Below are 23,267 nucleotides of genomic sequence, written 5' to 3'. Positions count from 1 at the left end.
AGTGGAAGGAAAACAGAACGGAGGCTATCCGTGTGTTAGATTGTCGGAACACTACCGCATTTCTACGGTCATAAGGCCGCGATTGTGGGGGTTGGTGCACAGAAAAGCGGCCAATTTAACATATTGGCGCCTTGCCCAAAATCCCTGTCGTTGTTAGAGTTTGCCGCACTTTTTTACCCACGCGTTGCCTAGGGTCCCTTTCCCATGTTCAAGAAACTGCGTGGCATGTTTTCCAGCGATCTCTCCATTGACCTGGGCACTGCCAACACCCTTATTTACGTGCGCGAGCGCGGAATCGTCCTGAATGAGCCATCGGTTGTGGCCATTCGGACACACGGTAACCAGAAAAGTGTCGTTGCTGTCGGCACCGAGGCCAAGCGCATGCTCGGCCGTACGCCGGGTAACATCGCGGCCATTCGTCCGATGAAGGACGGCGTCATTGCCGACTTCAGCGTCTGCGAAAAGATGCTGCAATACTTTATCAACAAGGTTCACGAAAACAGCTTCCTGCAGCCGAGCCCTCGTGTGTTGATCTGCGTTCCGTGCAAATCCACTCAGGTTGAGCGTCGAGCCATCCGTGAATCGGCCCTTGGTGCCGGCGCACGTGAAGTGTTCCTGATCGAAGAGCCAATGGCCGCTGCGATCGGTGCCGGCCTGCCGGTTGAAGAAGCCCGCGGTTCGATGGTCGTCGATATCGGTGGTGGTACCACTGAAATCGCGCTGATCTCCCTGAACGGTGTGGTTTACGCCGAATCCGTACGGGTTGGCGGCGACCGCTTCGACGAAGCGATCATCACCTACGTGCGTCGCAACTACGGCAGCCTGATCGGCGAATCCACCGCCGAGCGCATCAAGCAGGAAATCGGTACGGCCTACCCGGGCGGCGAAGTTCGTGAAGTCGACGTTCGTGGCCGTAACCTGGCCGAAGGCGTTCCACGCGCATTCACCCTGAACTCCAATGAAGTGCTGGAAGCTCTGCAAGAGTCCCTGGCCACCATCGTTCAGGCAGTGAAAAGTGCACTGGAGCAATCGCCTCCGGAACTGGCTTCCGATATCGCCGAGCGTGGTCTGGTACTGACCGGTGGTGGCGCCTTGCTGCGCGACCTCGACAAGTTGCTGGCCCAGGAAACAGGTCTGCCGGTGATCGTTGCCGAAGACCCGCTGACCTGCGTTGCTCGCGGCGGTGGCCGTGCATTGGAAATGATGGATAAACACACCATGGACCTGCTGTCGAGCGAGTGATCTCGCCCGATGCATCTATGCTGTTGAGCGCGCAGGCGGCACTTTGCAGTGCTGCCTGTTGGCGTTTATCTTCTGTCATTCGTATCCAGGCCGGTCTGCCGTATGAATAAAGAAAACAATTGCCTGGGAGGAGCGGCTTATTAAACCGCTTTTCACCAAAGGGCCTTCACTGGGCGTGCGCTTGTTGGTGCTGGTCGTGCTATCGGTCGCGCTGATGGTGGTCGATGCCCGCTTCACACTGCTCAAGCCAGTGCGTAGCCAGATGTCGCTGGTGCTGATGCAGTCTTACTGGATCACCGACCTGCCACAGCGGCTATGGCAAGGTGTGGCCAGCCAGTTTGGCAGCCGTACCGAACTGGTCGCCGAAAACGAAAAACTAAAGACCGAAAACCTGCTGTTGCAGGGGCGCATGCAGAAGCTTGCCGCCCTCACCGAGCAGAACGTTCGGCTGCGCGAGTTGCTCAATTCCTCCGCGCTGGTCAACGAGAAGGTCGAAGTGGCCGAGTTGATCGGCATGGACCCCAACCCCTTCACCCACCGCATCATCATCAATAAAGGTGAGCGCGACGGTGTGGTCCTCGGTCAGCCGGTGCTCGATGCCCGCGGCCTGATGGGGCAGGTGGTCGAGTTGATGCCGTACACCTCCCGTGTGCTGCTGCTGACCGACACCACCCACAGCATTCCGGTGCAGGTTAACCGTAACGGTCTGCGGGCGATTGCCAGCGGCACCGGCAACCCTGAGCGCCTGGAGCTGCGTCACGTTGCCGACACGGCGGATATCAAGGAAGGCGATCTGCTGGTTAGCTCAGGCCTTGGCCAGCGGTTCCCGGCGGGTTACCCAGTCGCGACGGTCAAGGAAGTGATTCACGATTCCGGCCAGCCGTTCGCCATTGTTCGCGCCGTGCCGACGGCCGCATTGAACCGCAGTCGTTACTTGCTGCTGGTGTTCAGCGACACCCGTACGCCGGAAGAGCGCGCCAATGATGCTGCTCAGGCCCAGGAAAACCTGGACGCACAGGGCGGCGGGCCAATCATTCCCGCCACGGTGCCGAAGCCTGCTGCCGTGATTGCCCCGGCTGCCGCTGCTGTCCCCGTCGCTCCCGTCGTCGCGCCTGCGACTGCAGCTCCGGCCAAGCCTGCTGCCACCACCCCGGCCAAACCCGCTGCCGCACATCCCGCCGCTGCCAAGCCGCCCGCGACGACGCCGGCCGCCAAACCACCGGCGACGCAACCCGCTGCCGTGAAACCTGCTGCCAAACCGCCTGTCTCCGCGCCGGCTACCACTGGGGGACGAGAATAATGGTCGGTGTCAAAGCCTCCCGAAACGGCTGGATGATTTGGCTGACATTCGCCATTGGCATGCTGCTCAGCGTTTCTCCGCTGCCGCAATTCATGGAAATCCTTCGCCCGCTTTGGCTGGCCTTGTTGCTGGCATTCTGGGCATTGGCCCTGCCGCAGAAAGTCGGCATGGTCACCGCGTGGTGCCTGGGCCTGGCTGAAGACGTGCTGTATGGCACGCTCCTGGGCCAGAACGCATTGATCCTGACGCTCATCACCTACCTGGTGCTGGCACTGCAACAACGCTTGCGGATGTTCCCGATGTGGCAACAGAGCCTGGTGATCCTGGTGATCTTCGGCCTCGCGCAGCTTGTTCAACTGTGGCTCAGCGCCCTGACCGGCAACCGTCAGCCGACGTTGGCGCTGGTCTTGCCGGCACTGGTCAGCGCGTTGCTCTGGCCATGGATCAGCTACGGTTTGCGCGGTCTGCGTCGACGCTACAAAATCAACTGATTCGGTCAGGCATTTGCCCATAACCTCGACAGGGAGATGTCTTGATGAAACTTGTTTATCTCGCCTCAGGCTCGCCGCGTCGGCGTGAACTGCTCACGCAGATCGGCGTGCCGTTCTCCGCCATCAGCGCGGACATCGATGAAACCCCTTTGAATCATGAATCGCCGTCGGCCTATGTCGAGCGCCTCGCGCGCGGCAAGGCTGAAGCCGGGCGCGGCGCGGTTGTGTCCGACGCAGCATTCTGCGTGCTGGGCGCCGATACCGCCGTGGTGCTCAACGGGAAAATTCTCGGCAAACCGGTGGACGAAGCCGATGCGTGCGCCATGCTTATGATGCTGGCTGGTCAAGAGCACGAAGTGCTGACCGCCATTGCCGTGCTTGATGGTGAGCGCTGCGAGTCGCGGGTTGTGCGCAGCCTGGTGCGTTTTCGCCCCATCGATCTCAATGAAGCGGCGGCCTACTGGGCCAGCGGCGAACCTCGGGACAAGGCCGGTGGCTATGGCATTCAAGGACTGGGCGCGGTGTTTGTCGCCGGGCTCGATGGCAGCTACTCGGCGGTGGTCGGACTGCCGCTGTGCGAAACCGCTGAGCTGCTCGGCCATTTCGGCATACCCTGTTGGCAAACCCTTAACGCGCGCTGAGCGTCGTACTGACAAGATGCGGCCATTATCGTGAACATGCCTGAACGAGACCCTGCCATGAGTGAAGAGATCCTGATCAACATCACGCCGATGGAATCGCGCGTGGCGGTGGTTGAAAACGGTGTCCTGCAAGAGGTCCACGTCGAGCGCACGCAAAAGCGCGGGATCGTCGGCAACATCTACAAAGGCAAAGTCGTGCGGGTATTGCCGGGTATGCAGGCGGCGTTCGTCGACATCGGTCTTGATCGCGCCGCGTTCATTCATGCCTCGGAAATTTCCCTGCGCGAAGGCCCTGCGGTCGAAAGCATCAGCGCGCTGGTTCACGAAGGCCAGAGCCTGGTAGTGCAAGTCACCAAGGACCCGATCGGTTCCAAGGGCGCACGCCTGACCACGCAACTGTCGATTCCTTCCCGCTATCTGGTGTACATGCCGCGTACCGCGCATGTCGGTATTTCCCTGAAGATCGAAGACGAAGCCGAGCGCGAACGCCTCAAGCAAGTGGTTACCGATTGCGTGGCCAAAGAAGGCATCAAGGAGGCCGGCGGCTTCATCCTGCGTACTGCCGCCGAAGGCGCCGGGGCCGATGAAATCCTCATGGACATCCGCTACCTGCGCCGTCTCTGGGATCAGATCAACGAACAGATTAAAACCATCAGCGCGCCGAGCGTGATCTACGAAGACCTCGGCCTGGCGCTGCGCACCTTGCGTGATCTGGTGAGCCCGAAGATCGAGAAGATCCGCATCGACTCCCGGGAAACCTTCCAGAAAACCACGCAGTTCGTCGCCGAACTGATGCCGGAAATTGCCGATCGTCTGGAGCATTACCCGGGCGAGCGGCCGATCTTCGACCTGTACGGTGTCGAAGACGAAATCCAGAAAGCCCTCGAACGCAAAGTGCCGCTGAAGTCCGGTGGTTACCTGGTGGTCGACCCGGCTGAAGCCATGAGCACCATCGACGTCAACACCGGGGCGTTCGTCGGCCATCGCAACCTTGAAGAAACCATCTTCAAGACCAACCTCGAAGCCGCGACCGCCATCGCTCGCCAGCTGCGCCTGCGCAATCTGGGCGGGATCATCATCATCGACTTCATCGACATGGAAGACGAAGAGCACCAGCGTCAGGTTCTGCGTACGCTTGAGAAACAACTGGAGCGCGATCACGCCAAGACCAACATCATCGGCATCACCGAGTTGGGCCTGGTGCAAATGACCCGCAAGCGTACCCGCGAAAGTCTCGAGCAAGTGTTGTGCGAACCGTGCACCAGTTGCCAGGGTCGCGGCAAGCTCAAGACGCCGGAAACCGTTTGCTACGAAATTTTCCGCGAAATTCTCCGCGAGGCTCGCGCCTATCAGGCGGAGGGCTATCGTGTATTGGCGAACCAGAAAGTCGTCGACCGCCTGCTGGATGAAGAGTCCGGCAACGTCGCCGAGCTTGAAGGTTTTATCGGACGCACCATTCGGTTCCAGGTGGAAACCATGTATTCCCAGGAACAATACGACGTGGTGCTGCTCTGAATCGCTGTGCTTCACCCTCACTAGAACGGCTGGCCTCAGCTTTTTGCAGTTTTTTTGCCATGGGAGCCAACTGACATGGAGCGTCTGACACGCATTTTGGCCGCACTGACCCGCTGGGGTCTGGGCCTGTGCGCGTTGGCTTTGGTGCTGATGGCGCTTTACGTCAGTCTCGGCCGTGAGCTGACGCCGCTGGTGGCCGAATATCGGGCCGAAGTCGAAGCCAAAGCTGGCGCTGTCCTGGGCATGCCGCTGCACATCGGTGAACTGGAAGGTAACTGGCACGGCTTCGCGCCGATTCTGCTGGCTCACGATGTGATGGTCGGTGAGGGCGCCAACGCCCTGCGTCTGGATCAGGTACGTGCGGTGCCGGATCTGTGGGCAAGCCTGTTGGCTCGTGAAGTGCGCATCGCTCACCTTGAACTCAATGGTTTGAAGATCAGCCTCAAGGAAGGCGAGGACGGTCATTGGGCGCTGGAAGGCTTGCCGGTGCAGCAGGATCAGCCGCTGGACCCGGAACAACTGCTCAATCGCATGCAGATGGTCCAGCAGTTGTCGGTGCTCGACAGCCAGGTGACCTTGCAGCCGCTGGATCACCCGCCGCTGACCTTGACCTACGTTGGCCTGAATCTGAAAACCGGCGTTACCCGTCAGCGACTCGACGCGCGGCTGACCCTGCCCGACGGTCAGCCGGTGGCGATGAGCCTGCGGACACGCATTCGCGCCAGCCAGTGGAAGGACGGGGAAGCGGATGCTTACGTGAGCCTGCCGCAAAGCGATTGGTCGAAATGGCTACCCGAACGCCTGACCCGACAATGGAATTTTTCCGAGATCAAGGCCGGTGGCGAGCTTTGGATCAACTGGAGCAAAGGCGTGCTGCAAAGCGCCGCGATTCGCTTGAATGCGCCGCAGCTCAAAGGCGCCTACGCCGAACGCAAGCCGATCCAGATCAACAACCTGGCGCTCAACAGCTATTTCCAGCGCAGTGCCGAAGGCTTTCTGGTGACGGTGGACTCGCTGTCCATGAACTTCGGCGAAACCCGTTGGGAATCGCGCCTGCAACTCAAACAAAGCCTGGCCACTGACAAGACCGAAGAACTCTGGCATCTGCAAGCCGACCGCCTCGACCTCACGCCGCTCACGCCGCTGCTGAATGCCCTGGGGCCATTGCCCGAAGGCGTCGCCACCGCCGTCGAGCGGCTCAAGGTGACGGGTGGTTTGCGCAACGTGCTGTTCGACTTCCGGCCCAACGCCACCGACGACAGCAAGGTCAGCTTCGCCGCCAACCTCGACCAAGTCGGCTTTGATGCCTATCACGGCGCGCCGGCGGCACGGAATGTCAGCGGCAGCATCAGTGGTGACCTCGGTCACGGCGAACTGCGAATGGACAGCAAGGACTTTGTCCTGCACCTGGACCCGATTTTCGCCAAGCCATGGCAATACATTCAGGCCAACGCCCGGCTGACCTGGAAGCTTGATAAAGAAGGCTTCACCCTGATCGCGCCGTACCTGAAGGTGCTGGGCGAGGAGGGCAAGATTGCCGGGGATTTCCTGATTCGCCTGCATTTCGACAACACCCAGGAAGACTACATGGACCTGCGGGTCGGTATGGTCGAGGGCGACGGAAAATACACCGCCAAGTACCTGCCGGCCGTTCTCGGCCCGGCGCTGGACGAGTGGCTGCGCACGGCGATCCTCAAAGGTGCGGTAGACGAAGGTTTCTTCCAGTATCAGGGTTCGCTGAACCACGGTGCCGCCGACGCCGATCGCAGCATCAGCCTGTTCTTCAAGGTTCACGATGCCGAACTGGCCTTCCAACCGGGTTGGCCGCATGTCAGCAAGGTCTCGGGGGATGTATTTGTCGAGGACAGCGGTGTGCGGATTCTGGCCAGCAAAGGCCAGTTGCTTGACACTCAGGTGCGCGACATTTACGTCAACATTCCCCATGTTCCGTCCGGACAAAGCAGCCACCTGTTCCTCGACGGCGCGTTCGCTGGCGGGCTCGGCGATGGCTTGAAAATCCTCCAGGAAGCGCCGATCGGCACCGCCGCCACCTTCGCCGGATGGGAAGGCGAGGGTGATCTGCAGGGCAAGCTGAAACTGGATATTCCGCTGGCCAAAGGCGAACAGCCGAAGATCCTCGTCGACTTCAAGACCGCCAAGGCGCGCTTGAAACTGGCCGAACCAGTCCTTGAGCTGACCCAACTGAAGGGCGATTTCCGCTTCGACAGCACCAAGGGGTTGAGCGGGCAGAACATCACCGCTCGCGCCTTTGACAAACCGGTCACTGCGCAGATTTTCGCCGACGGCAGCCCGAGCAACATCAAGACCCGTGTCAGCGCCTCGGGCCAGGTCGAGGTGAAGAAACTCACCGACTGGCTAAGCGTGACCCAGCCGTTGCCGGTGTCCGGCCTGATCCCGTATCAGTTGCAACTGAACCTGGATGGCCCCGACAGCCAGTTGACGGTCAATTCGAACCTCCAGGGCGTGGCGGTGGATTTGCCGGCGCCGTTCGGCATGGCTGCCGATGTCGGACGCGACACGACATTCCGCATGACCCTGCAAGGGCCGGAGCGGCGTTACTGGGTCAAATACGGCGAGCTGGCGAACCTCACGTTTGCAGCACCGCCCGGCAATTTTGCCGACGGTCGCGGCGAATTGTTGCTCGGTGGCGGCGATGCCGTTTTGCCCGGTGCCCAAGGCCTGCGGGTGCGTGGGGTGCTCTCGGAACTGGATGTCGGCCCGTGGAAAGACCTGGTGGACAAGTATGCCGGCCAGGTTCCGGGTGGCAGCGTCAAGCAGCTGCTCAGTAGCGCGGACTTCAAGGTCGGCAAGCTTAGCGGCGTCGGTACTACCCTTGATCAGGCTTCGCTGCGGTTGAACCGTAAATCGACGGCGTGGGCCTTGCAGCTCGACAGTCAGCAGGTCAAGGGCACTGCCGCTATCCCTGACGCGAAAGCCGCGCCGATCGCGATCAATCTGCAATACGTGCGTCTGCCGGCGCCGGACCCGACGGTCCTGGCCGATGAAAACTCGCCGGACCCGTTGGCTACCATGGATCCGACAAAAATCCCGGCGCTGGATATCACCATTAATCAACTGTTCCAAGGGCAGGATCTGGTCGGGGGCTGGTCGCTGAAAGTGCGTCCGACCGCCAAGGGCATCGCGCTCAATACGCTGGATCTGGGCCTCAAGGGCATTCTGTTGCAGGGCAGCGGTGGCTGGGAAGGTGCGCCCGGTGCGTCCACCAGTTGGTACAAAGGCCGGGTCAGTGGCAAGAACCTGGCGGATGTGCTGAAAGGCTGGGGCTTTGCGCCGAGTGTCACCAGTGAAGAGTTTCATATGGATGTCGACGGTCGCTGGCCCGGCTCGCCGGCCTGGCTGGCCACCAAGCGTTTCTCCGGCACCCTCGATGCGTCGCTGAATAAAGGCCAGTTCGTTGAAGTCGAGGGCAGCGCCCAGGCCTTACGGGTATTTGGCCTGCTCAACTTCAACTCCATCGGCCGCCGTTTACGGCTGGACTTCTCCGATCTGTTCGGCAAAGGCTTGAGTTACGACCGGGTCAAAGGCCTGCTGGTTGCGACCAACGGGGTTTACGTGACCCGCGAGCCGATCGTGATGACAGGCCCGTCGAGCAATGTTGAACTCAATGGAACCCTGAATCTGGTGGGCGATCATATCGACGCCCAACTGCTGGTGACCTTGCCGGTGACCAATAACCTGCCGATTGCCGCGCTGATCGTCGGCGCACCGGCCATCGGTGGCGCGTTGTTCCTGATCGACAAGCTGATCGGTGACCGCGTGGCACGTTTCGCCAGCGTGAAGTACACCGTCAAAGGCCCATGGAAAGAGCCGAAAATCACCTTCGACAAACCTTTTTGACTCTTTTTTCAGAGCCCCTCTTCAGGCCTATGGAGTAGCATGGCCGTAAGCCCCCTGTAGGAGCTGCCGCAGGCTGCGATCTTTTGATCTTGCAAAAATCAACATCAAAAGATCGCAGCCTGCGGCAGCTCCTACAGGTATGTGTTGATTCCAAATAAGGAAATGGCCATGTCTTTCGCGGTGATTCAAATGGTCAGCCAGAGCGATGTGCTGGCCAATCTGGCCCAGGCCCGTCGGCTGCTCGAGCAAGCGACGGCCGGTGGCGCGAAGCTGGCTGTACTGCCGGAAAATTTCGCCGCCATAGGCCGTCGCGACATTGCCGACATCGGCCGTGCCGAGGCGTCGGGCGAAGGTCCGATCCTGCCTTGGTTGAAACAGACCGCCCGCGACCTCAAGTTATGGATAGTGGCCGGCACATTGCCGTTGCCGCCGGTGGATCAACCATCGGCGAAAGTGCATGCCTGCTCGTTGCTGGTCAACGATCAGGGCGAAACGGTGGCGCGCTACGACAAGCTGCACCTGTTTGACGTGGACGTGGCGGACAACCGAGGGCGTTATCGTGAATCCGATGACTATGCTTATGGCAGTGGCGTGGTGGTCGCGGACACGCCCGTCGGTCGAGTCGGCCTGACGGTGTGTTACGACCTGCGATTCCCGGAGCTGTACAGCGAATTGCGCGCTGCCGGTGCGGAGTTGATCACCGCGCCGTCGGCCTTTACCGCTGTGACCGGCGCGGCGCATTGGGATGTGCTGATTCGAGCGCGGGCCATCGAGACTCAGTGTTATGTGCTCGCGGCTGCCCAGGGCGGAACGCATCCGGGGCCCCGAGAGACCTTCGGCCATGCCGCGATCATCGACCCGTGGGGACGAGTGCTCGCGCAACAGGATCAAGGCGAGGCCGTGCTGCTGGCCGAACGCGATAGCAGCGAACAGGCGTCCATCCGGACGCGGATGCCGGTGTCCAGTCACCGGCGCTTTTTCTCGCAGGGCGCGCAGCGACCTGCCTCAGAACGATGAATTTAAGGCGTAAAGCATATGAGCGAGTTGTTGTCCTCAGTCAGTGAACACCTCCTGGCGCCCGGCGGCGTCACTATCGAGAGCCTGCAAGGTGTGCTCGGCGATCTGGCCGGCCCGGGCATCGATGCCGCCGACCTGTATTTCCAGGGGCAGATTTCCGAGTCGTGGGCACTGGAAGACGGGATCGTCAAGGAAGGCAGCTTCAACCTCGACCAGGGTGTTGGCGTGCGCGCGCAATCGGGTGAGAAAACCGGTTTTGCCTACAGCAATGCGATCACCCTGGAAGCCTTGGGCGCGGCGGCGCGTGCCGCTCGTTCGATCTCCCGTGCCGGTCAGAACGGCACGGTGCAGGCGTTCACCACTCAGGATGTCGCCCAGTTGTACGGGCCGGATAACCCATTGGAAGTGCTGACCCGCGCCGAGAAAGTCGAGCTGCTCAAGCGCATCGACGTCGCCACTCGCGCCCTCGATCCGCGTATCCAGCAAGTCACTGTGAGCATGGCCGGTGTCTGGGAACGCATTCTTGTTGCTTCGACCGACGGCAGCCTGGCGGCGGATGTGCGGCCGTTGGTGCGTTTCAATGTCAGCGTGATCGTTGAGCAGAACGGTCGCCGCGAGCGTGGTGGTCACGGCGGCGGCGGTCGTACCGATTACCGTTATTTCCTCGCCGAAGACCGTGCCATGAGCTACGCCCGGGAGGCGCTGCGTCAGGCGCTGGTCAACCTTGAAGCCATTCCGGCGCCGGCCGGTACGTTGCCGGTGGTGTTGGGATCGGGCTGGTCCGGTGTGCTGCTGCACGAAGCGGTCGGCCACGGGCTGGAAGGTGATTTCAACCGCAAGGGCAGCTCCGCTTACAGCGGCCGGATGGGCGAAATGGTTGCGTCCAAGCTCTGCACCATCGTCGATGACGGCACGCTGGCCGGTCGTCGCGGCTCGCTGAGCGTCGATGACGAAGGCACCCCAACCGAGTGCACCACACTGATCGAAAACGGCGTACTCAAGGGCTACATGCAGGACAAGCTCAATGCGCGCCTGATGGGCGTGGCCCGCACCGGCAATGGTCGCCGCGAATCCTACGCGCACCTGCCGATGCCGCGCATGACCAATACCTACATGCTGGCGGGCGAAAGCGATCCGGCGGAAATCATCGCCTCGGTGAAACGCGGCATCTACTGCGCCAACCTCGGCGGCGGTCAGGTGGACATCACCAGCGGCAAATTCGTGTTCTCCACCAGCGAGGCGTACCTGATCGAAGACGGCAAGATTACGGCGCCGGTCAAAGGGGCGACATTGATCGGCAACGGGCCTGAAGCGATGAGCAAGGTGTCGATGGTCGGCAACGATCTGTCGCTGGACAGCGGCGTAGGGACGTGTGGCAAGGATGGGCAGTCGGTGCCGGTGGGTGTCGGCCAGCCAACGCTGAAAATCGATGCGATCACTGTGGGTGGCACAGGCGCATGAAGAAACACACGTAGGAGTTGCCGAAGGCTGCGATCTTTGTTTTTTAAAGATCAAAAGATCGCAGCCTTCGGCAGCTCCTACGTGGGATGTGTTACTTAACGAAGACCGCGTTGAGTCTCGTCCAGCTCACGGATGTACTTGAAGATTTTACGGCTCGACGCTGGTGGCTTGTTGGTCGCCAGTTCGTGCTGGGCCTGACGGATCAGGGAGCGCAACTGCTGACGATCAGCCTCCGGGTAGTCGAGCACGAACTTCTCCAGGACTGCATCGTCGCCCGCGATCAAGCGATCGCGCCAGCGTTCCAGGCCATGGAAACGTTCGTTGTACTGCCGGGTGGAGGCATCGAGTTGATCGAGCAAAGTCAGAATGGCGTCAGTGTCCTGATCGCGCATCAGTTTGCCGATGAACATAAGGTGCCGTTTACGCGCGATATTCGCGGTGTGCTTGGGCGCATCGCCCAGAGCCCGGCGCAGAGCGTCGGTCAAAGGCAGTTTTGCCAGCAAGTCAGGCTTGAGCGTTGTAAGGCGTTCGCCGAGGTCAACCAGAGCATGTAGCTCGCGTTTAACCTGGGATTTGCTTTTTTCTCCCGTATCGAGGGAGTCGTCGTAAGAATCAACCATGGTGGCCGTCCGCAAAGAAACGCCGCCATGATAACCAGTCGGGGGCCGCTTGTCCGGCCCGGTCGCTCGAAGGCCTTTACCGAAAGCAGAATTTGAGTGGAGAACAGCATGAGTGCAGTTGAAAGCGTCGGCCCACAAGCGTTGCCGGCACTGCAGGAACAAGTCGAGCAGATCATCGCTGAAGCCAAGCGTCAGGGCGCCAGTGCCTGTGAAGTGGCGGTGTCCCTGGAGCAGGGCCTGTCTACTTCGGTGCGCCAGCGCGAAGTCGAAACCGTCGAATTCAACCGCGATCAGGGTTTCGGCATCACTCTGTACGTTGGCCAGCGCAAGGGCTCGGCCAGCACCTCTGCCAGCGGTCCTGAAGCGATTCGTGAAACTGTCGCTGCGGCACTGGCCATCGCTAAACACACCTCCGAAGACGAAGCCGCGGGCTTGGCCGATGCTGCGCTGATGGCCAAGGATCTGCAGGATTTCGACCTGTTCCACCAGTGGGACATCACGCCTGAGCAAGCCATCGAGATGGCCTTGAGCTGTGAGGCGGCCGCGTTTGCCACCGACAGCCGGATCAAGAACGCCGATGGCACCACACTCAGCACTCACCAGGGCTGCCGCGTTTACGGCAACAGCCACGGTTTTATCGGTGGGTACGCGTCGACTCGTCACAGCTTGAGCTGCGTGATGATCGCCGAGGCCGATGGCCAGATGCAGCGCGATTACTGGTACGACGTGAACCGCCAGGGCAATTTGCTGACTGACCCGGCGAGCATCGGCCAGCGTGCCGCGCAGCGTGCAGCGAGCCGTCTGGGCGCGCGTCCGGTGCCGACCTGTGAAGTGCCGGTATTGTTTTCTGCTGAACTGGCCGGTGGCTTGTTCGGCAGTTTCCTTTCGGCGATTTCCGGCGGCAGTCTGTATCGCAAATCGTCGTTCCTGGAAGGCACCCTTGGGCAGAAGTTGTTCCCGGAATGGTTGACCATCGATGAGCGCCCGCACTTGATGCGCGCCATGGGCAGTTCGGCGTTCGATGGTGATGGCCTCGCGACCTACGCCAAACCGTTCGTCGAAAAAGGCGAATTGGTCTCGTACATTCTCGGCACGTACTCCGGCCGTAAACTCGGCATGCCGAGCACCGCCAACGCCGGCGGCGTGCACAACTTGTTCGTTACCCATGGCGACGAAGATCAGGCCGCTTTGCTGCGCCGCATGGGCCGGGGCTTGCTGGTCACCGAGCTGATGGGCCAGGGCCTGAACATGGTCACCGGCGATTACTCTCGCGGTGCGGCGGGTTACTGGGTCGAAAATGGCGAGATTCAGTTCGCGGTCCAGGAAGTCACCATCGCCGGCAACATGCGCGACATGTTCAAGCAAATCGTTGCGGTGGGTAATGACCTGGAATTGCGCAGCAACATTCGCACCGGCTCGGTACTGATCGAGCGGATGACGGTGGCGGGTAGCTAAACCCGACCGTTACACAAAAAGGCGCGCCACCCATTGGGTGGCGCGCCTTTTTTTGGGCTCACGCAAAACCCTGTGGGAGCGGACTTGCTCGCGAAGGGGTCATCACATTCAACATTTTTGTTGCCTGATACGCCGCCTTCGCGAGCAAGTCGAATCGTCGCACCGCCGCTCCCACAAGGAGGTGTGTGTACACTTTCGAGGTTGTTTGGTTCTTGTTTTGAAGGGGCTGTTGCAAAGGAGCTCCCTCGCCACAGGCTAGCCGGGATAAGGTTATTCGCCTTCGTCGAAGAAGTTGTTGATCAACGCCACCAGCGCGGCCATCGCTTCCTGTTCCTGCTCGCCTTCGGTACTCAGATGGATCTTGGTGCCCTTGCCGGCCGCGAGCATCATCATGGCCATGATGCTTTTGCCGTCGACCATGGACGCGGGCGTGCGCCCCGCTCTGATCTGGCAGGGAAACTGACCGGCGACACCGACGAATTTGGCGGAAGCGCGGGCATGCAGGCCCAGCTTGTTGATGATTTCGATTTCCAGAGCAGGCATCGCGATGTGAATCCTTTAGCTGAGGTCGCGGTGGCGGACCTGGACGTTCTTCAGGGATTTTTGCAGGACCTGGCCCAGACGTTCGGTCAGGTAGACGGAGCGGTGATGTCCGCCGGTGCAGCCAATGGCAATGGTGACATAAGCACGGTTGCTGGCGGCAAAGCGGGGCAGCCATTTGAGCAGGTACGTGGAAATGTCCTGGAACATCTCTTCGACGTCCGGCTGGGCCGCCAGGTACTCGGCAACTGGTTGATCAAGCCCGGACTGATCGCGTAGCTCCGGCTTCCAATAGGGGTTTGGCAGGCAACGCACGTCGAACACCAGATCGGCGTCCACCGGCATGCCCCGCTTGAATCCGAAAGACTCCACCAAAAACGCAGTGCCGGGTTCCGGCTGGTTCAGCAGGCGCAACTTGATGGTATCGCGCAGCTGATACAGGTTCAGGTTAGTGGTGTTGACCTTGAGATCGGCGAGGTCGGCAATAGGCCCGAGCAGGTTGGTTTCATCGTTGATCGCCTCGGCCAGCGAGCGATTGGCATTGCTCAGCGGATGACGACGGCGGGTTTCCGAAAAGCGTTTGAGCAAGGTTTCTTCGTCGGCATCCAGGTACAAGACATCGCACTGGATATGTCGGCTGCGCACTTCTGCGAGCAGTTCCGGAAAACGGGTCAGGTGACTCGGCAAGTTGCGCGCGTCGATGGAGACGGCAACCAGCGGCTGCGCCAGCTCAGTGTGAATCAACGCACGTTCGGCCAATTCCGGCAGCAGCCCGGCGGGCAGGTTGTCGATGCAGTAATAGCCGTTGTCCTCGAGAACATCGAGCGCGGTACTTTTACCTGAGCCGGAACGGCCACTGACGATGATCAAGCGCATGATTAATGCCCGTTTTGCTCGTCCAGGACAACCTGATACAAGGCTTCATTGCTCGGGGCGCTACGCAGGCGATCACGGACTTCCTTGCGATCAAGCATGCTGGCGATCTGGCGGAGCAATTCAAGGTGCGCATCGGTAGCCGCTTCCGGGACCAGCAGAACGAAGAGCAGGTCAACCGGGGCACCGTCGATGGCGTCAAAATCGATGGGAGCGTCCAGGTGCATCAAGGCACTGATGGGCGATGTGCAACCTTTCAGCCGGCAGTGGGGGATAGCGATGCCGTTACCAAAACCGGTCGAGCCGAGTTTTTCACGGGCAATCAAAGCCTCGAAGACATCTTGCATCTCCAGAGCCGGCACTTCGCGGGCGATCAGATTGGCAATTTGCTCGAGGGCTTTCTTTTTGCTGCCGCCCGGCACGTTCATCAGGGAACGGCCGGGGGTCAGGATGCTTTCAAGTCGGATCATGGGTTGGGAGTGTTAACGACCGGTCGCGCCCTGGAGGAGGCTCTGGGTCTTTTCCTTATGCTTTTTGAGTTGTTTATCCAGCTTGTCGGTCAATGCGTCGATCGCCGCGTACATGTCGGTATGTTCCGCGTTTGCGACCACTTCATTGCCGGGAATATGCAGCGTGGCTTCGATTTTCTGCTTCAGCTTTTCGACCGTCATCGTGACCTGCACGTTGGTGATCTTGTCGAAATGCCTCTCCAATCGTTCGAGTTTTTCGCCGATGTAGGTGCGAAGAGGTTCGGTCACTTCCAGTTGGTGTCCACTGATGTTGACTTGCATACAGCTTCTCCTTCGTTGCCAGTGCATAAAGCGGTAGACCAGATGATCTACCACTGGAACGCTGTGGCGTGGCTCTACATCAACCGCTTGCGTTCGCTCGAAGGCGCGATCCCTAGGGATTCGCGGTACTTGGCGACGGTGCGGCGAGCCACCTGAATGCCTTGTGCCTCCAGTAAACCAGCGATCTTGCTGTCACTCAACGGCTTTTTCTGATTTTCCGCAGCAACCAGTTTTTTGATGATCGCGCGGATCGCCGTGGACGAGCATTCGCCGCCTTCGGAGGTGCTGACGTGGCTGGAGAAAAAGTATTTCAGCTCATAGATGCCCCGAGGGGTATGCATGAATTTTTGCGTGGTCACCCGGGAAATCGTCGATTCGTGCATGCCCACCGCTTCGGCGATGTCATGCAGGACCAGCGGCTTCATGGCTTCGTCGCCGTACTCCAGAAAACCGCGCTGATGCTCGACGATCTGGGTGGCAACTTTCATCAGGGTTTCGTTACGGCTTTGCAGGCTCTTGATGAACCAGCGGGCTTCTTGCAACTGATTGCGCATGAAGGTGTTGTCGGCGCTGGTGTCGGCGCGGCGCACGAAACCGGCGTATTGGGCGTTGACCCGCAGCCGCGGTACCGATTCCTGATTCAGTTCTACCAGCCAGCGCTCGTTGTCCTTGCGCACGATCACGTCGGGAACGACGTATTCGGCTTCACTGGACTCGATCTGCGAGCCCGGGCGCGGGTTGAGGCTCTGTACCAGTTCGATGACCTGGCGCAGTTCATCTTCCTTGAGCTTCATCCGACGCATCAGCTGGCTGTAGTCGCGGCTGCCGAGCAAGTCGATGTAATCGGTGACCAGGCGCTTGGCCTCGGCCAGCCAAGGTGTCTTGGCAGGGAGCTGACGCAATTGCAGCAGCAGGCATTCACCCAGGTTGCGGGCGCCGATGCCGGCCGGTTCGAATTGCTGGATGCGATGCAGGACGGCTTCGATCTCGTCCAGTTCGATGTCGAGTTCCGGATCGAAGGCTTCGAGGATTTCCTCAAGGGTTTCGTCCAGGTAGCCCTGATTGTTGATGCAATCGATCAGGGTTACGGCGATCAGGCGATCGGTGTCGGACATCGGCGCCAGGTTCAGTTGCCACAACAGATGGCTTTGCAGGCTTTCGCCGGCCGATGTGCGGGTGGTGAAATCCCACTCGTCGTCATCGTTGCTCGGCAGGCTGCTGGCGCTGGTCTGGTAGACGTCTTCCCATGCGGTGTCGACGGGGAGTTCGTTGGGAATGCGCTCGTTCCAGTCGCCCTCATCGAGGTTGTCCACCGTCGGGGCGGTTTCCTGGTAGGAGGGTTCAGACACATCGGCATTGGGTTGCTGTTCGGCTTTGTCGGCCAAGGGGTCGGCGTTATCGAAGTCGTCGCCTTCTTCCTGGCGTTCGAGCATCGGATTGGACTCCAGGGCTTCCTGGATTTCCTGTTGCAGGTCCAGGGTCGACAATTGGAGCAGGCGGATGGCCTGTTGCAGCTGCGGTGTCATCGTCAGCTGCTGGCCCATTCTCAAGACTAGCGATGGTTTCATGGCAGGGGCTTAACACCTTATTCGCCGGCGCACATGCGCCATCCACTACAGGGCGCCGGAGCGCCAAACATAAGCAAATTATATGCCTGAAACCACAACGTTTGCCTAGAGCGTCGTGACAATAAAAAACTGTTGATTTTTTATCGAGACGAGCGCTCGGGCGACTTGCCAGACACCTCAGTGCTTACAGGCGGAACTCGTGGCCCAGATACACTTCCTTGACCAGGTCGTTGGCCAGGATGGTGGCCGAATCACCTTCGGCGATGAGCTGACCATCGTTGACGATATAGGCGGTTTCGCAGATATCCAGGGTTTCACGGACGTTGTGGTCAGTGATCAGCACGCCAATGCCCTTGGCTTTGAGGTGGTAGATGATCTGCTTGATGTCACCCACCGAAATCGGGTCCACGCCGGCAAAGGGTTCGTCGAGGAGGATGAATTTCGGGTTGGTCGCCAGTGCCCGGGCGATTTCCACGCGGCGGCGTTCACCACCGGACAGGCTCATGCCGAGGTTGTCGCGGATGTGGCTGATGTGGAATTCCTGCAGCAGGCTTTCCAGCTCTTTGCGACGATCGGCCTTGTCGAGTTCCTTGCGGGTCTCGAGGATCGCCATGATGTTGTCGGCGACCGAGAGTTTGCGAAAGATCGACGCTTCCTGCGGAAGATAGCCGATACCGGCCTTCGCACGACCGTGCATCGGCTGGTGGCTGACATCCAGATCATCGATCAGGACGCGGCCCTGATCGGCCTGAACCAGGCCGACGATCATGTAGAAGCAGGTGGTCTTGCCGGCGCCGTTAGGGCCAAGCAGGCCGACGATCTGACCGCTGTCGATGGACAGGCTGACGTCGCGCACGACCTGACGGCTCTTGTAGCTCTTGGCCAGATGCTGAGCTTTCAGAGTTGCCATTACTGGGCCTTTTGCTCGTCGGTTTTCTTTTTCGGCTGGATAACCATGTCGATGCGCGGACGCGACTCGGTCACGTTGGTGCCTTTGGCACGACCGGCGGTGGCAAGCTTTTTGTTGGTGTCGTAGACGATTTTCTCGCCTTGGGTAACGTTGCCGTCCTTGTCGATGACTTTGGCACGATCAATCAGCACGACGCGGTCTTGCGAGGCGTGGTACTGGATGGTGATGCCGTAGCCCTGAACCGGTTTGGTGTCGCCGGCGGTCTGCAACTGCTCGAAGTAAGCCAGGTTGCCCACCGAAGTCACCACGTCAATGTCACCGGCCGGGGTACGGGTGATGGTGACCTTGTTGCCGGTAACCTTCATCGAACCCTGGGTAATGATCACGTCGCCGGTGTAGGTGGCAACGCCATTCTTGTCGTCCAGTTGGGCGTCGTCGGCCTGGATGCGGATAGGCTGCTGTTGATCGTTCGGCAGAGCCCAGGCGCTCACGCTTCCCAGTGCTGCGCCCAGACCGAGCAAAATAGGGAGAGTTTTAACGAGCCTCATACTGTCCTCTTACGTTCGATAGCAGGTGTATCCTGCTTTCTTTCAAATACGCTTTCATTCCCTTGCCAGTCGATACACCGCCAGCGCCGTCGATTCTAACGGGTTGATCGGTCTGCGCATATTGCTGTTGCGGGAACACGGTCATGCGGGTGGTGGTAATCAGGGTCTTGCGGTTTTTCTCGTCGAAACGGGTGATGCGCACCGAGTCGATCAGTTCGACCTGGGTGCCGTCCGGGTTGACTTCGCCGTGTTCGCTCTGGACGTGCCAAGGGAATTCGGTGCCGCGGAACAGGTTCAGGTCCGGATTGGTCAGCAGCGTCACTTCGGTCGCTTTCAGGTGTTCAACCTTGTCGGACGTCATTTCGTACTGCAGCTTGCCGTCCGGCAGGTACTGCACGCTGTGGGCGTTGAGTGCGTAATAGTCGATCGCGCTTTCATCGACCTTTGCCACCGGCTGGTCAAGGAAGCGTTCCGGGCTGATGTTCCAGTAGCCGACCGCAGCAAAAATCGCTGTGATGCAGCCGAACACCAGGATGTTGCGAAATTTCTTGCTCAGCATAGTTGGCTCACAGGTACGCAGCGTTGGCCGCATCGAGGCGGCCCTGGGCGCGCAGGATCAATTCGCAGAATTCGCGGGCGGCACCCTCGCCACCACGGGCCTGGGTGATGCCATGGGCGTGTTCACGCACGAAGCTGGCGGCATTGGCTACTGCCATGCCCAGGCCGACGCGGCGAATCACCGGCAGGTCTGGCAGGTCGTCCCCGAGGTAGGCGACTTGTTCGTAGCTTAGGTTGAGTTGGGCGAGAAGTTCGTCCAGCACCACCAGTTTATCTTCGCGACCCTGATACAGGTGGGGAATGCCGAGGTTCTTCGCCCGTCGCTCGACCACCGGGGTCTTGCGGCCGCTGATGATAGCGGTCTGTACGCCGGCCGCCATCAACATCTTGATGCCCTGGCCGTCGAGCGTGTTGAAGGTCTTGAATTCGCTGCCGTCTTCAAGGAAGTACAGGCGCCCGTCGGTCAGGACGCCGTCGACGTCGAATACCGCCAGTTTGATCTGTTTGCCGCGTTGCAGCAGGTCCATGCTCATTACATTACTCCTGCACGCAGCAAGTCGTGCATGTTCAAGGCGCCGACCGGACGGTCTTCGCTGTCGACCACGACCAGCGCGTTGATTTTATGGTCTTCCATGATTTTAAGGGCCTCGGCGGCGAGCATTTCGGCGCGGGCGGTCTTGCCGTGGGCGGTCATGACCTGGTCGATCGTGGCGCTGTGAATATCGATGCTGCGGTCCAGGGTACGGCGCAAATCGCCGTCGGTGAAGATCCCGGCGAGTTTGCCGTCGGCTTCCAGAATAACGGTCATGCCCAGACCCTTGCGGGTCATCTCCATCAGCGCGTCCTTGAGCAGTGTCCCGCGCTGGACTTGCGGCAGATCCTGCCCGGCGTGCATGACGTTTTCCACTTTCAACAGCAGGCGTCGGCCCAGCGCGCCACCAGGGTGGGAAAAGGCGAAGTCTTCAGCGGTAAAGCCGCGGGCTTCGAGCAACGCAACGGCCAGCGCATCGCCCATGACCAGGGCGGCGGTGGTCGACGATGTCGGTGCCAGGTTCAGCGGGCAGGCTTCGTGTTCGACATGCACGTTGAGATTGACCTCGGCAGCCTTGGCCAGCGGTGAGTCGGGGTTGCCGGTCACACTGATCAATTTGATGCCCAGACGTTTGATCAACGGCAGCAGGGTGACGATTTCATTGGTGGAGCCGGAGTTCGACAAGGCCAGGATGATGTCGTCGCGGGTAATCATGCCCATGTCGCCGTGGCTGGCTTCGGCCGGGTGCACGAAGAAAGCCGTGGTGCCGGTGCTGGCCAGGGTGGCGGCAATCTTGTTGCCGATATGCCCCGACTTGCCCATGCCGACCACGACCACGCGGCCTTTGCTGGCCAGAATCATCTCGCAAGCGCGTACGAAATCTGCGTCGATATGGGGCAGCAAGCCTTGTACGGCTTCCAGTTCGAGGCGGATGGTGCGTTGTGCTGATTGAATCAGGTCGCTGGATTGGCTCATGTCAGAAATCGTATAGCCTGATGAAAAGGCGGCGATTATAGCGGTAATGATCGAAACCCTCACGCAAGTTCGTCGCGCTTTGACATTCCCTGTTACCGAATCCCTCTAAATGAAGCCTTTTGCCGGTCAAGTTGCTGAACATGGCCCGGCTTGGGCCTTGGGCGCTTGGCCTTTGCAATGATATAGTTCGCCGCCAGTTCGGCCTGCCCGGGAGGTATGTGCTTTCGTCAGAGAGAAAGGCGTCCGAGTGAGAGGCTGCATCGCAAGGAGTTTAGATGAGTGCCGATAACGCCTACGCGGTCGAGCTGAAGGGACTGACCTTCAAGCGCGGTGCGCGCAGCATTTTCAATAACGTCGATATCCGTATTCCGCGCGGCAAGGTCACCGGCATCATGGGGCCTTCCGGGTGTGGCAAGACCACACTGTTGCGTTTGATGGGCGCCCAGTTGCGTCCGACCAAGGGCGAAGTCTGGGTCAACGGTCAGAACCTGCCGAAATTGTCGCGCAGTGATTTGTTCGATGCGCGCAAGCACATGGGTGTGCTGTTTCAGAGTGGCGCACTGTTTACCGATCTCGACGTGTTCGAGAACGTCGCCTTTCCGCTACGCGTTCATACCGAGCTTCCGGAAGAAATGATCCGGGACATTGTGCTGCTCAAATTGCAGGCCGTGGGCCTGCGTGGCTCCATCGACCTGATGCCTGACGAGCTGTCCGGCGGCATGAAGCGCCGCGTTGCGCTGGCCCGGGCGATTGCCCTCGATCCGCAGATCCTCATGTATGACGAACCCTTCGTCGGTCAGGACCCGATCGCCATGGGCGTATTGGTGCGCCTGATCCGCCTGCTCAACGACGCCCTGGGTATCACCAGCATCGTGGTCTCCCACGACCTGGCCGAGACCGCGAGCATTGCTGACTACATTTATGTGGTCGGCGAAGGCCAGGTGTTGGGGCAGGGCACGCCCGAGGAACTGATGAACTCGCAAGAGCCACGGATTCGCCAATTCATGACCGGCGAACCCGATGGCCCGGTCGCATACCACTTTCCAGCGACGGATTACCGCGCAGATCTTCTGGGGAAGCGTTGATGCGCAAGATTTCACTCATGGAACGCGTGCGCCGGTTCGGCCACGCCGGCATCGACGTGCTGGCGGTGTTCGGCCGTTCGACGATATTCCTGTTTCATGCCTTGCTCGGTCGAGGCGGTATCGGCGGCGGTTTCGGCCTGCTGATCAAGCAACTGCATTCGGTGGGCGTGATGTCCCTGGTGATCATCGTGGTCTCCGGGGTGTTCATCGGCATGGTGCTGGCGCTGCAAGGGTTCAACATCCTCTCCAGCTACGGTTCGGAGCAGGCGGTCGGGCAGATGGTTGCCCTGACCTTGCTGCGTGAACTGGGCCCCGTGGTCACGGCATTGCTGTTCGCCGGACGCGCCGGTTCAGCCCTGACGGCTGAAATCGGCAACATGAAGTCCACCGAGCAGCTGTCCAGTCTGGAAATGATTGGTGTCGACCCGCTCAAGTACATCATTGCCCCGCGCCTGTGGGCCGGCTTCATTTCCCTGCCGGTGCTGGCGATGATTTTCAGCGTGGTGGGTATCTGGGGCGGTTCGTGGGTGGCCGTCGACTGGCTGGGTGTCTATGAAGGTTCCTACTGGTCCAACATGCAGAACAGCGTGACGTTCACTGAGGATGTGCTCAACGGCATCATCAAAAGCATCGTCTTCGCCTTTGTCGTGACCTGGATCGCCGTATTCCAAGGCTATGACTGCGAGCCCACATCCGAGGGGATCAGTCGTGCCACTACCAAGACCGTGGTGTATGCCTCGTTGGCTGTACTCGGCCTGGACTTTATTCTGACTGCCTTGATGTTTGGAGATTTCTGATGCAAAACCGCACCCTGGAAATCGGTGTCGGCCTTTTCTTGCTGGCTGGCATCCTGGCTTTGCTGTTGCTGGCGTTGCGGGTGAGTGGCTTGTCCCCGAGCGCAACCACCGATACTTATAAACTTTATGCCTATTTCGATAATATCGCCGGTTTGACGGTCAGAGCTAAAGTGACCATGGCCGGTGTGACCATCGGCAAGGTCACGGCGATCGATCTGGACCGCGACAGTTTCACCGGTCGGGTGACGATGCAGCTGGAAAAACGCGTAGATAACCTGCCGACTGACTCCACTGCATCTATTCTGACGGCTGGCCTGTTGGGCGAGAAATACATCGGTCTCAGCGTGGGCGGCGAAGAAGGCCTGCTCAAGGATGGTGGAACCATCCACGACACCCAGTCGTCGCTGGTGCTCGAGGACCTGATCGGTAAATTCCTGCTCAATACCGTTAGCAAAGACGCCAAATGAGG

General features: G+C 59.8%; 23 protein-coding genes. 12 read left to right on the top strand and 11 right to left on the bottom strand.

Going from position 1 to position 23,267, the window contains the following annotated elements; translation table 11 throughout:
- Positions 1 to 204 precede the first annotated feature (204 nt).
- From mreB to tldD, 8 genes are all read left to right on the top strand, one after another.
- Positions 205 to 1,242 carry a rod shape-determining protein MreB gene (mreB, locus tag ACYZTL_RS11445; protein WP_002555108.1) on the top strand — a complete coding sequence of 346 codons (1,038 nt, stop codon included), beginning with the start codon at positions 205 to 207 and terminating at the stop codon, positions 1,240 to 1,242.
- Between the two features lie 139 nt (positions 1,243 to 1,381).
- Entirely contained in the window at positions 1,382 to 2,542 is a 1,161-nt protein-coding gene (gene mreC, locus ACYZTL_RS11440) for a rod shape-determining protein MreC (RefSeq protein WP_461954292.1), read from the top strand.
- Positions 2,542 to 3,033 (top strand): rod shape-determining protein MreD, encoded by a 492-nt coding sequence (gene mreD, locus ACYZTL_RS11435; protein WP_461951881.1) that lies wholly within the window; start codon positions 2,542 to 2,544, stop codon positions 3,031 to 3,033. Before mreC ends, mreD begins: the two co-directional genes overlap by 1 nt.
- A gap of 44 nt (positions 3,034 to 3,077) precedes the next feature.
- Complete coding sequence (locus tag ACYZTL_RS11430; RefSeq protein WP_461951880.1) at positions 3,078 to 3,674, top strand: Maf family protein; 597 nt, start codon at positions 3,078 to 3,080, stop codon at positions 3,672 to 3,674.
- Positions 3,675 to 3,731: 57 nt separating this feature from the next.
- Positions 3,732 to 5,189, top strand: a complete 1,458-nt coding sequence (gene rng / locus ACYZTL_RS11425) for a ribonuclease G (protein ID WP_461951879.1) — start codon at positions 3,732 to 3,734, stop codon at positions 5,187 to 5,189.
- Positions 5,190 to 5,264: 75 nt separating this feature from the next.
- Complete coding sequence (locus ACYZTL_RS11420; RefSeq protein WP_461951878.1) at positions 5,265 to 9,068, top strand: YhdP family protein; 3,804 nt, start codon at positions 5,265 to 5,267, stop codon at positions 9,066 to 9,068.
- 168 nt (positions 9,069 to 9,236) lie between these two features.
- The gene (locus tag ACYZTL_RS11415; RefSeq protein WP_461951877.1) at positions 9,237 to 10,085 is read left to right on the top strand and encodes a carbon-nitrogen hydrolase family protein; all 849 of its coding nucleotides are present in this window, start codon (positions 9,237 to 9,239) and stop codon (positions 10,083 to 10,085) included.
- Positions 10,086 to 10,103: 18 nt separating this feature from the next.
- Positions 10,104 to 11,546, top strand: coding sequence for a metalloprotease TldD (gene tldD, locus ACYZTL_RS11410; RefSeq protein ID WP_461951876.1), 1,443 nt, complete (start codon positions 10,104 to 10,106; stop codon positions 11,544 to 11,546).
- 95 nt (positions 11,547 to 11,641) lie between these two features.
- Here tldD and yjgA read toward each other — a convergent pair whose 3' ends face one another.
- Positions 11,642 to 12,166, bottom strand: a complete 525-nt coding sequence (gene yjgA, locus ACYZTL_RS11405) for a ribosome biogenesis factor YjgA (protein ID WP_008026892.1) — start codon at positions 12,164 to 12,166, stop codon at positions 11,642 to 11,644.
- A gap of 108 nt (positions 12,167 to 12,274) precedes the next feature.
- Between yjgA and pmbA the strand changes: the two genes are divergently transcribed.
- On the top strand, positions 12,275 to 13,621 hold the full coding sequence (pmbA, locus tag ACYZTL_RS11400) for a metalloprotease PmbA (RefSeq protein WP_461951875.1): 1,347 nt from the start codon (positions 12,275 to 12,277) through the stop codon (positions 13,619 to 13,621).
- Positions 13,622 to 13,891: 270 nt separating this feature from the next.
- On the opposite strand, the gene ACYZTL_RS11395 is transcribed toward pmbA, so the two are convergent.
- The 10 genes from ACYZTL_RS11395 to ACYZTL_RS11350 all read right to left on the bottom strand — a co-directional run bounded on the left by ACYZTL_RS11395 (position 13,892) and on the right by ACYZTL_RS11350 (position 20,916).
- A complete protein-coding gene (locus ACYZTL_RS11395) occupies positions 13,892 to 14,164 on the bottom strand; it encodes an HPr family phosphocarrier protein (protein WP_461951874.1) in 273 nt (90 codons plus the stop codon).
- Positions 14,165 to 14,179: 15 nt separating this feature from the next.
- On the bottom strand, positions 14,180 to 15,037 hold the full coding sequence (gene rapZ, locus ACYZTL_RS11390) for an RNase adapter RapZ (RefSeq protein ID WP_461951873.1): 858 nt from the start codon (positions 15,035 to 15,037) through the stop codon (positions 14,180 to 14,182).
- A gap of 2 nt (positions 15,038 to 15,039) precedes the next feature.
- Entirely contained in the window at positions 15,040 to 15,504 is a 465-nt protein-coding gene (gene ptsN, locus ACYZTL_RS11385; RefSeq protein WP_461951872.1) for a PTS IIA-like nitrogen regulatory protein PtsN, read from the bottom strand.
- A gap of 12 nt (positions 15,505 to 15,516) precedes the next feature.
- The gene (hpf, locus tag ACYZTL_RS11380; RefSeq protein WP_007941242.1) at positions 15,517 to 15,825 is read right to left on the bottom strand and encodes a ribosome hibernation-promoting factor, HPF/YfiA family; all 309 of its coding nucleotides are present in this window, start codon (positions 15,823 to 15,825) and stop codon (positions 15,517 to 15,519) included.
- 74 nt (positions 15,826 to 15,899) lie between these two features.
- Positions 15,900 to 17,393 (bottom strand): RNA polymerase factor sigma-54, encoded by a 1,494-nt coding sequence (locus ACYZTL_RS11375; RefSeq protein ID WP_017336540.1) that lies wholly within the window; start codon positions 17,391 to 17,393, stop codon positions 15,900 to 15,902.
- 184 nt (positions 17,394 to 17,577) lie between these two features.
- On the bottom strand, positions 17,578 to 18,303 hold the full coding sequence (gene lptB / locus ACYZTL_RS11370; RefSeq protein WP_017336541.1) for an LPS export ABC transporter ATP-binding protein: 726 nt from the start codon (positions 18,301 to 18,303) through the stop codon (positions 17,578 to 17,580).
- Entirely contained in the window at positions 18,303 to 18,851 is a 549-nt protein-coding gene (gene lptA, locus ACYZTL_RS11365; protein WP_461951871.1) for a lipopolysaccharide transport periplasmic protein LptA, read from the bottom strand. Before lptA ends, lptB begins: the two co-directional genes overlap by 1 nt.
- Positions 18,838 to 19,410, bottom strand: coding sequence for an LPS export ABC transporter periplasmic protein LptC (gene lptC, locus ACYZTL_RS11360; protein WP_461951870.1), 573 nt, complete (start codon positions 19,408 to 19,410; stop codon positions 18,838 to 18,840). Before lptC ends, lptA begins: the two co-directional genes overlap by 14 nt.
- 7 nt (positions 19,411 to 19,417) lie before the next feature.
- Positions 19,418 to 19,942 (bottom strand): KdsC family phosphatase, encoded by a 525-nt coding sequence (locus ACYZTL_RS11355; RefSeq protein WP_461951869.1) that lies wholly within the window; start codon positions 19,940 to 19,942, stop codon positions 19,418 to 19,420.
- Positions 19,942 to 20,916, bottom strand: a complete 975-nt coding sequence (locus tag ACYZTL_RS11350) for a KpsF/GutQ family sugar-phosphate isomerase (protein WP_461951868.1) — start codon at positions 20,914 to 20,916, stop codon at positions 19,942 to 19,944. Before ACYZTL_RS11350 ends, ACYZTL_RS11355 begins: the two co-directional genes overlap by 1 nt.
- Before the next feature lie 275 nt (positions 20,917 to 21,191).
- Here ACYZTL_RS11350 and ACYZTL_RS11345 point away from each other — a divergent pair, with 275 nt between their 5' ends.
- From ACYZTL_RS11345 to mlaD, 3 genes are read left to right on the top strand one after another with little or no spacing between them, the layout of a single operon-like run.
- Positions 21,192 to 22,001: an ATP-binding cassette domain-containing protein gene (locus ACYZTL_RS11345; RefSeq protein ID WP_461951867.1), complete on the top strand. Its 810-nt coding sequence runs from the start codon at positions 21,192 to 21,194 to the stop codon at positions 21,999 to 22,001.
- Entirely contained in the window at positions 22,001 to 22,798 is a 798-nt protein-coding gene (mlaE, locus tag ACYZTL_RS11340; RefSeq protein WP_461951866.1) for a lipid asymmetry maintenance ABC transporter permease subunit MlaE, read from the top strand. Before ACYZTL_RS11345 ends, mlaE begins: the two co-directional genes overlap by 1 nt.
- Positions 22,798 to 23,265, top strand: a complete 468-nt coding sequence (gene mlaD / locus ACYZTL_RS11335) for an outer membrane lipid asymmetry maintenance protein MlaD (protein ID WP_046045861.1) — start codon at positions 22,798 to 22,800, stop codon at positions 23,263 to 23,265. The genes mlaE and mlaD overlap by 1 nt, the downstream gene beginning before the upstream one ends.
- Positions 23,266 to 23,267 lie beyond the last annotated feature (2 nt).

It is taken from the genome of Pseudomonas sp. LB3P81, from assembly GCF_054897965.1.
Note: the sequence above shows the minus strand (reverse complement) of the source record. Positions and strands in the feature narration are given on the sequence as shown.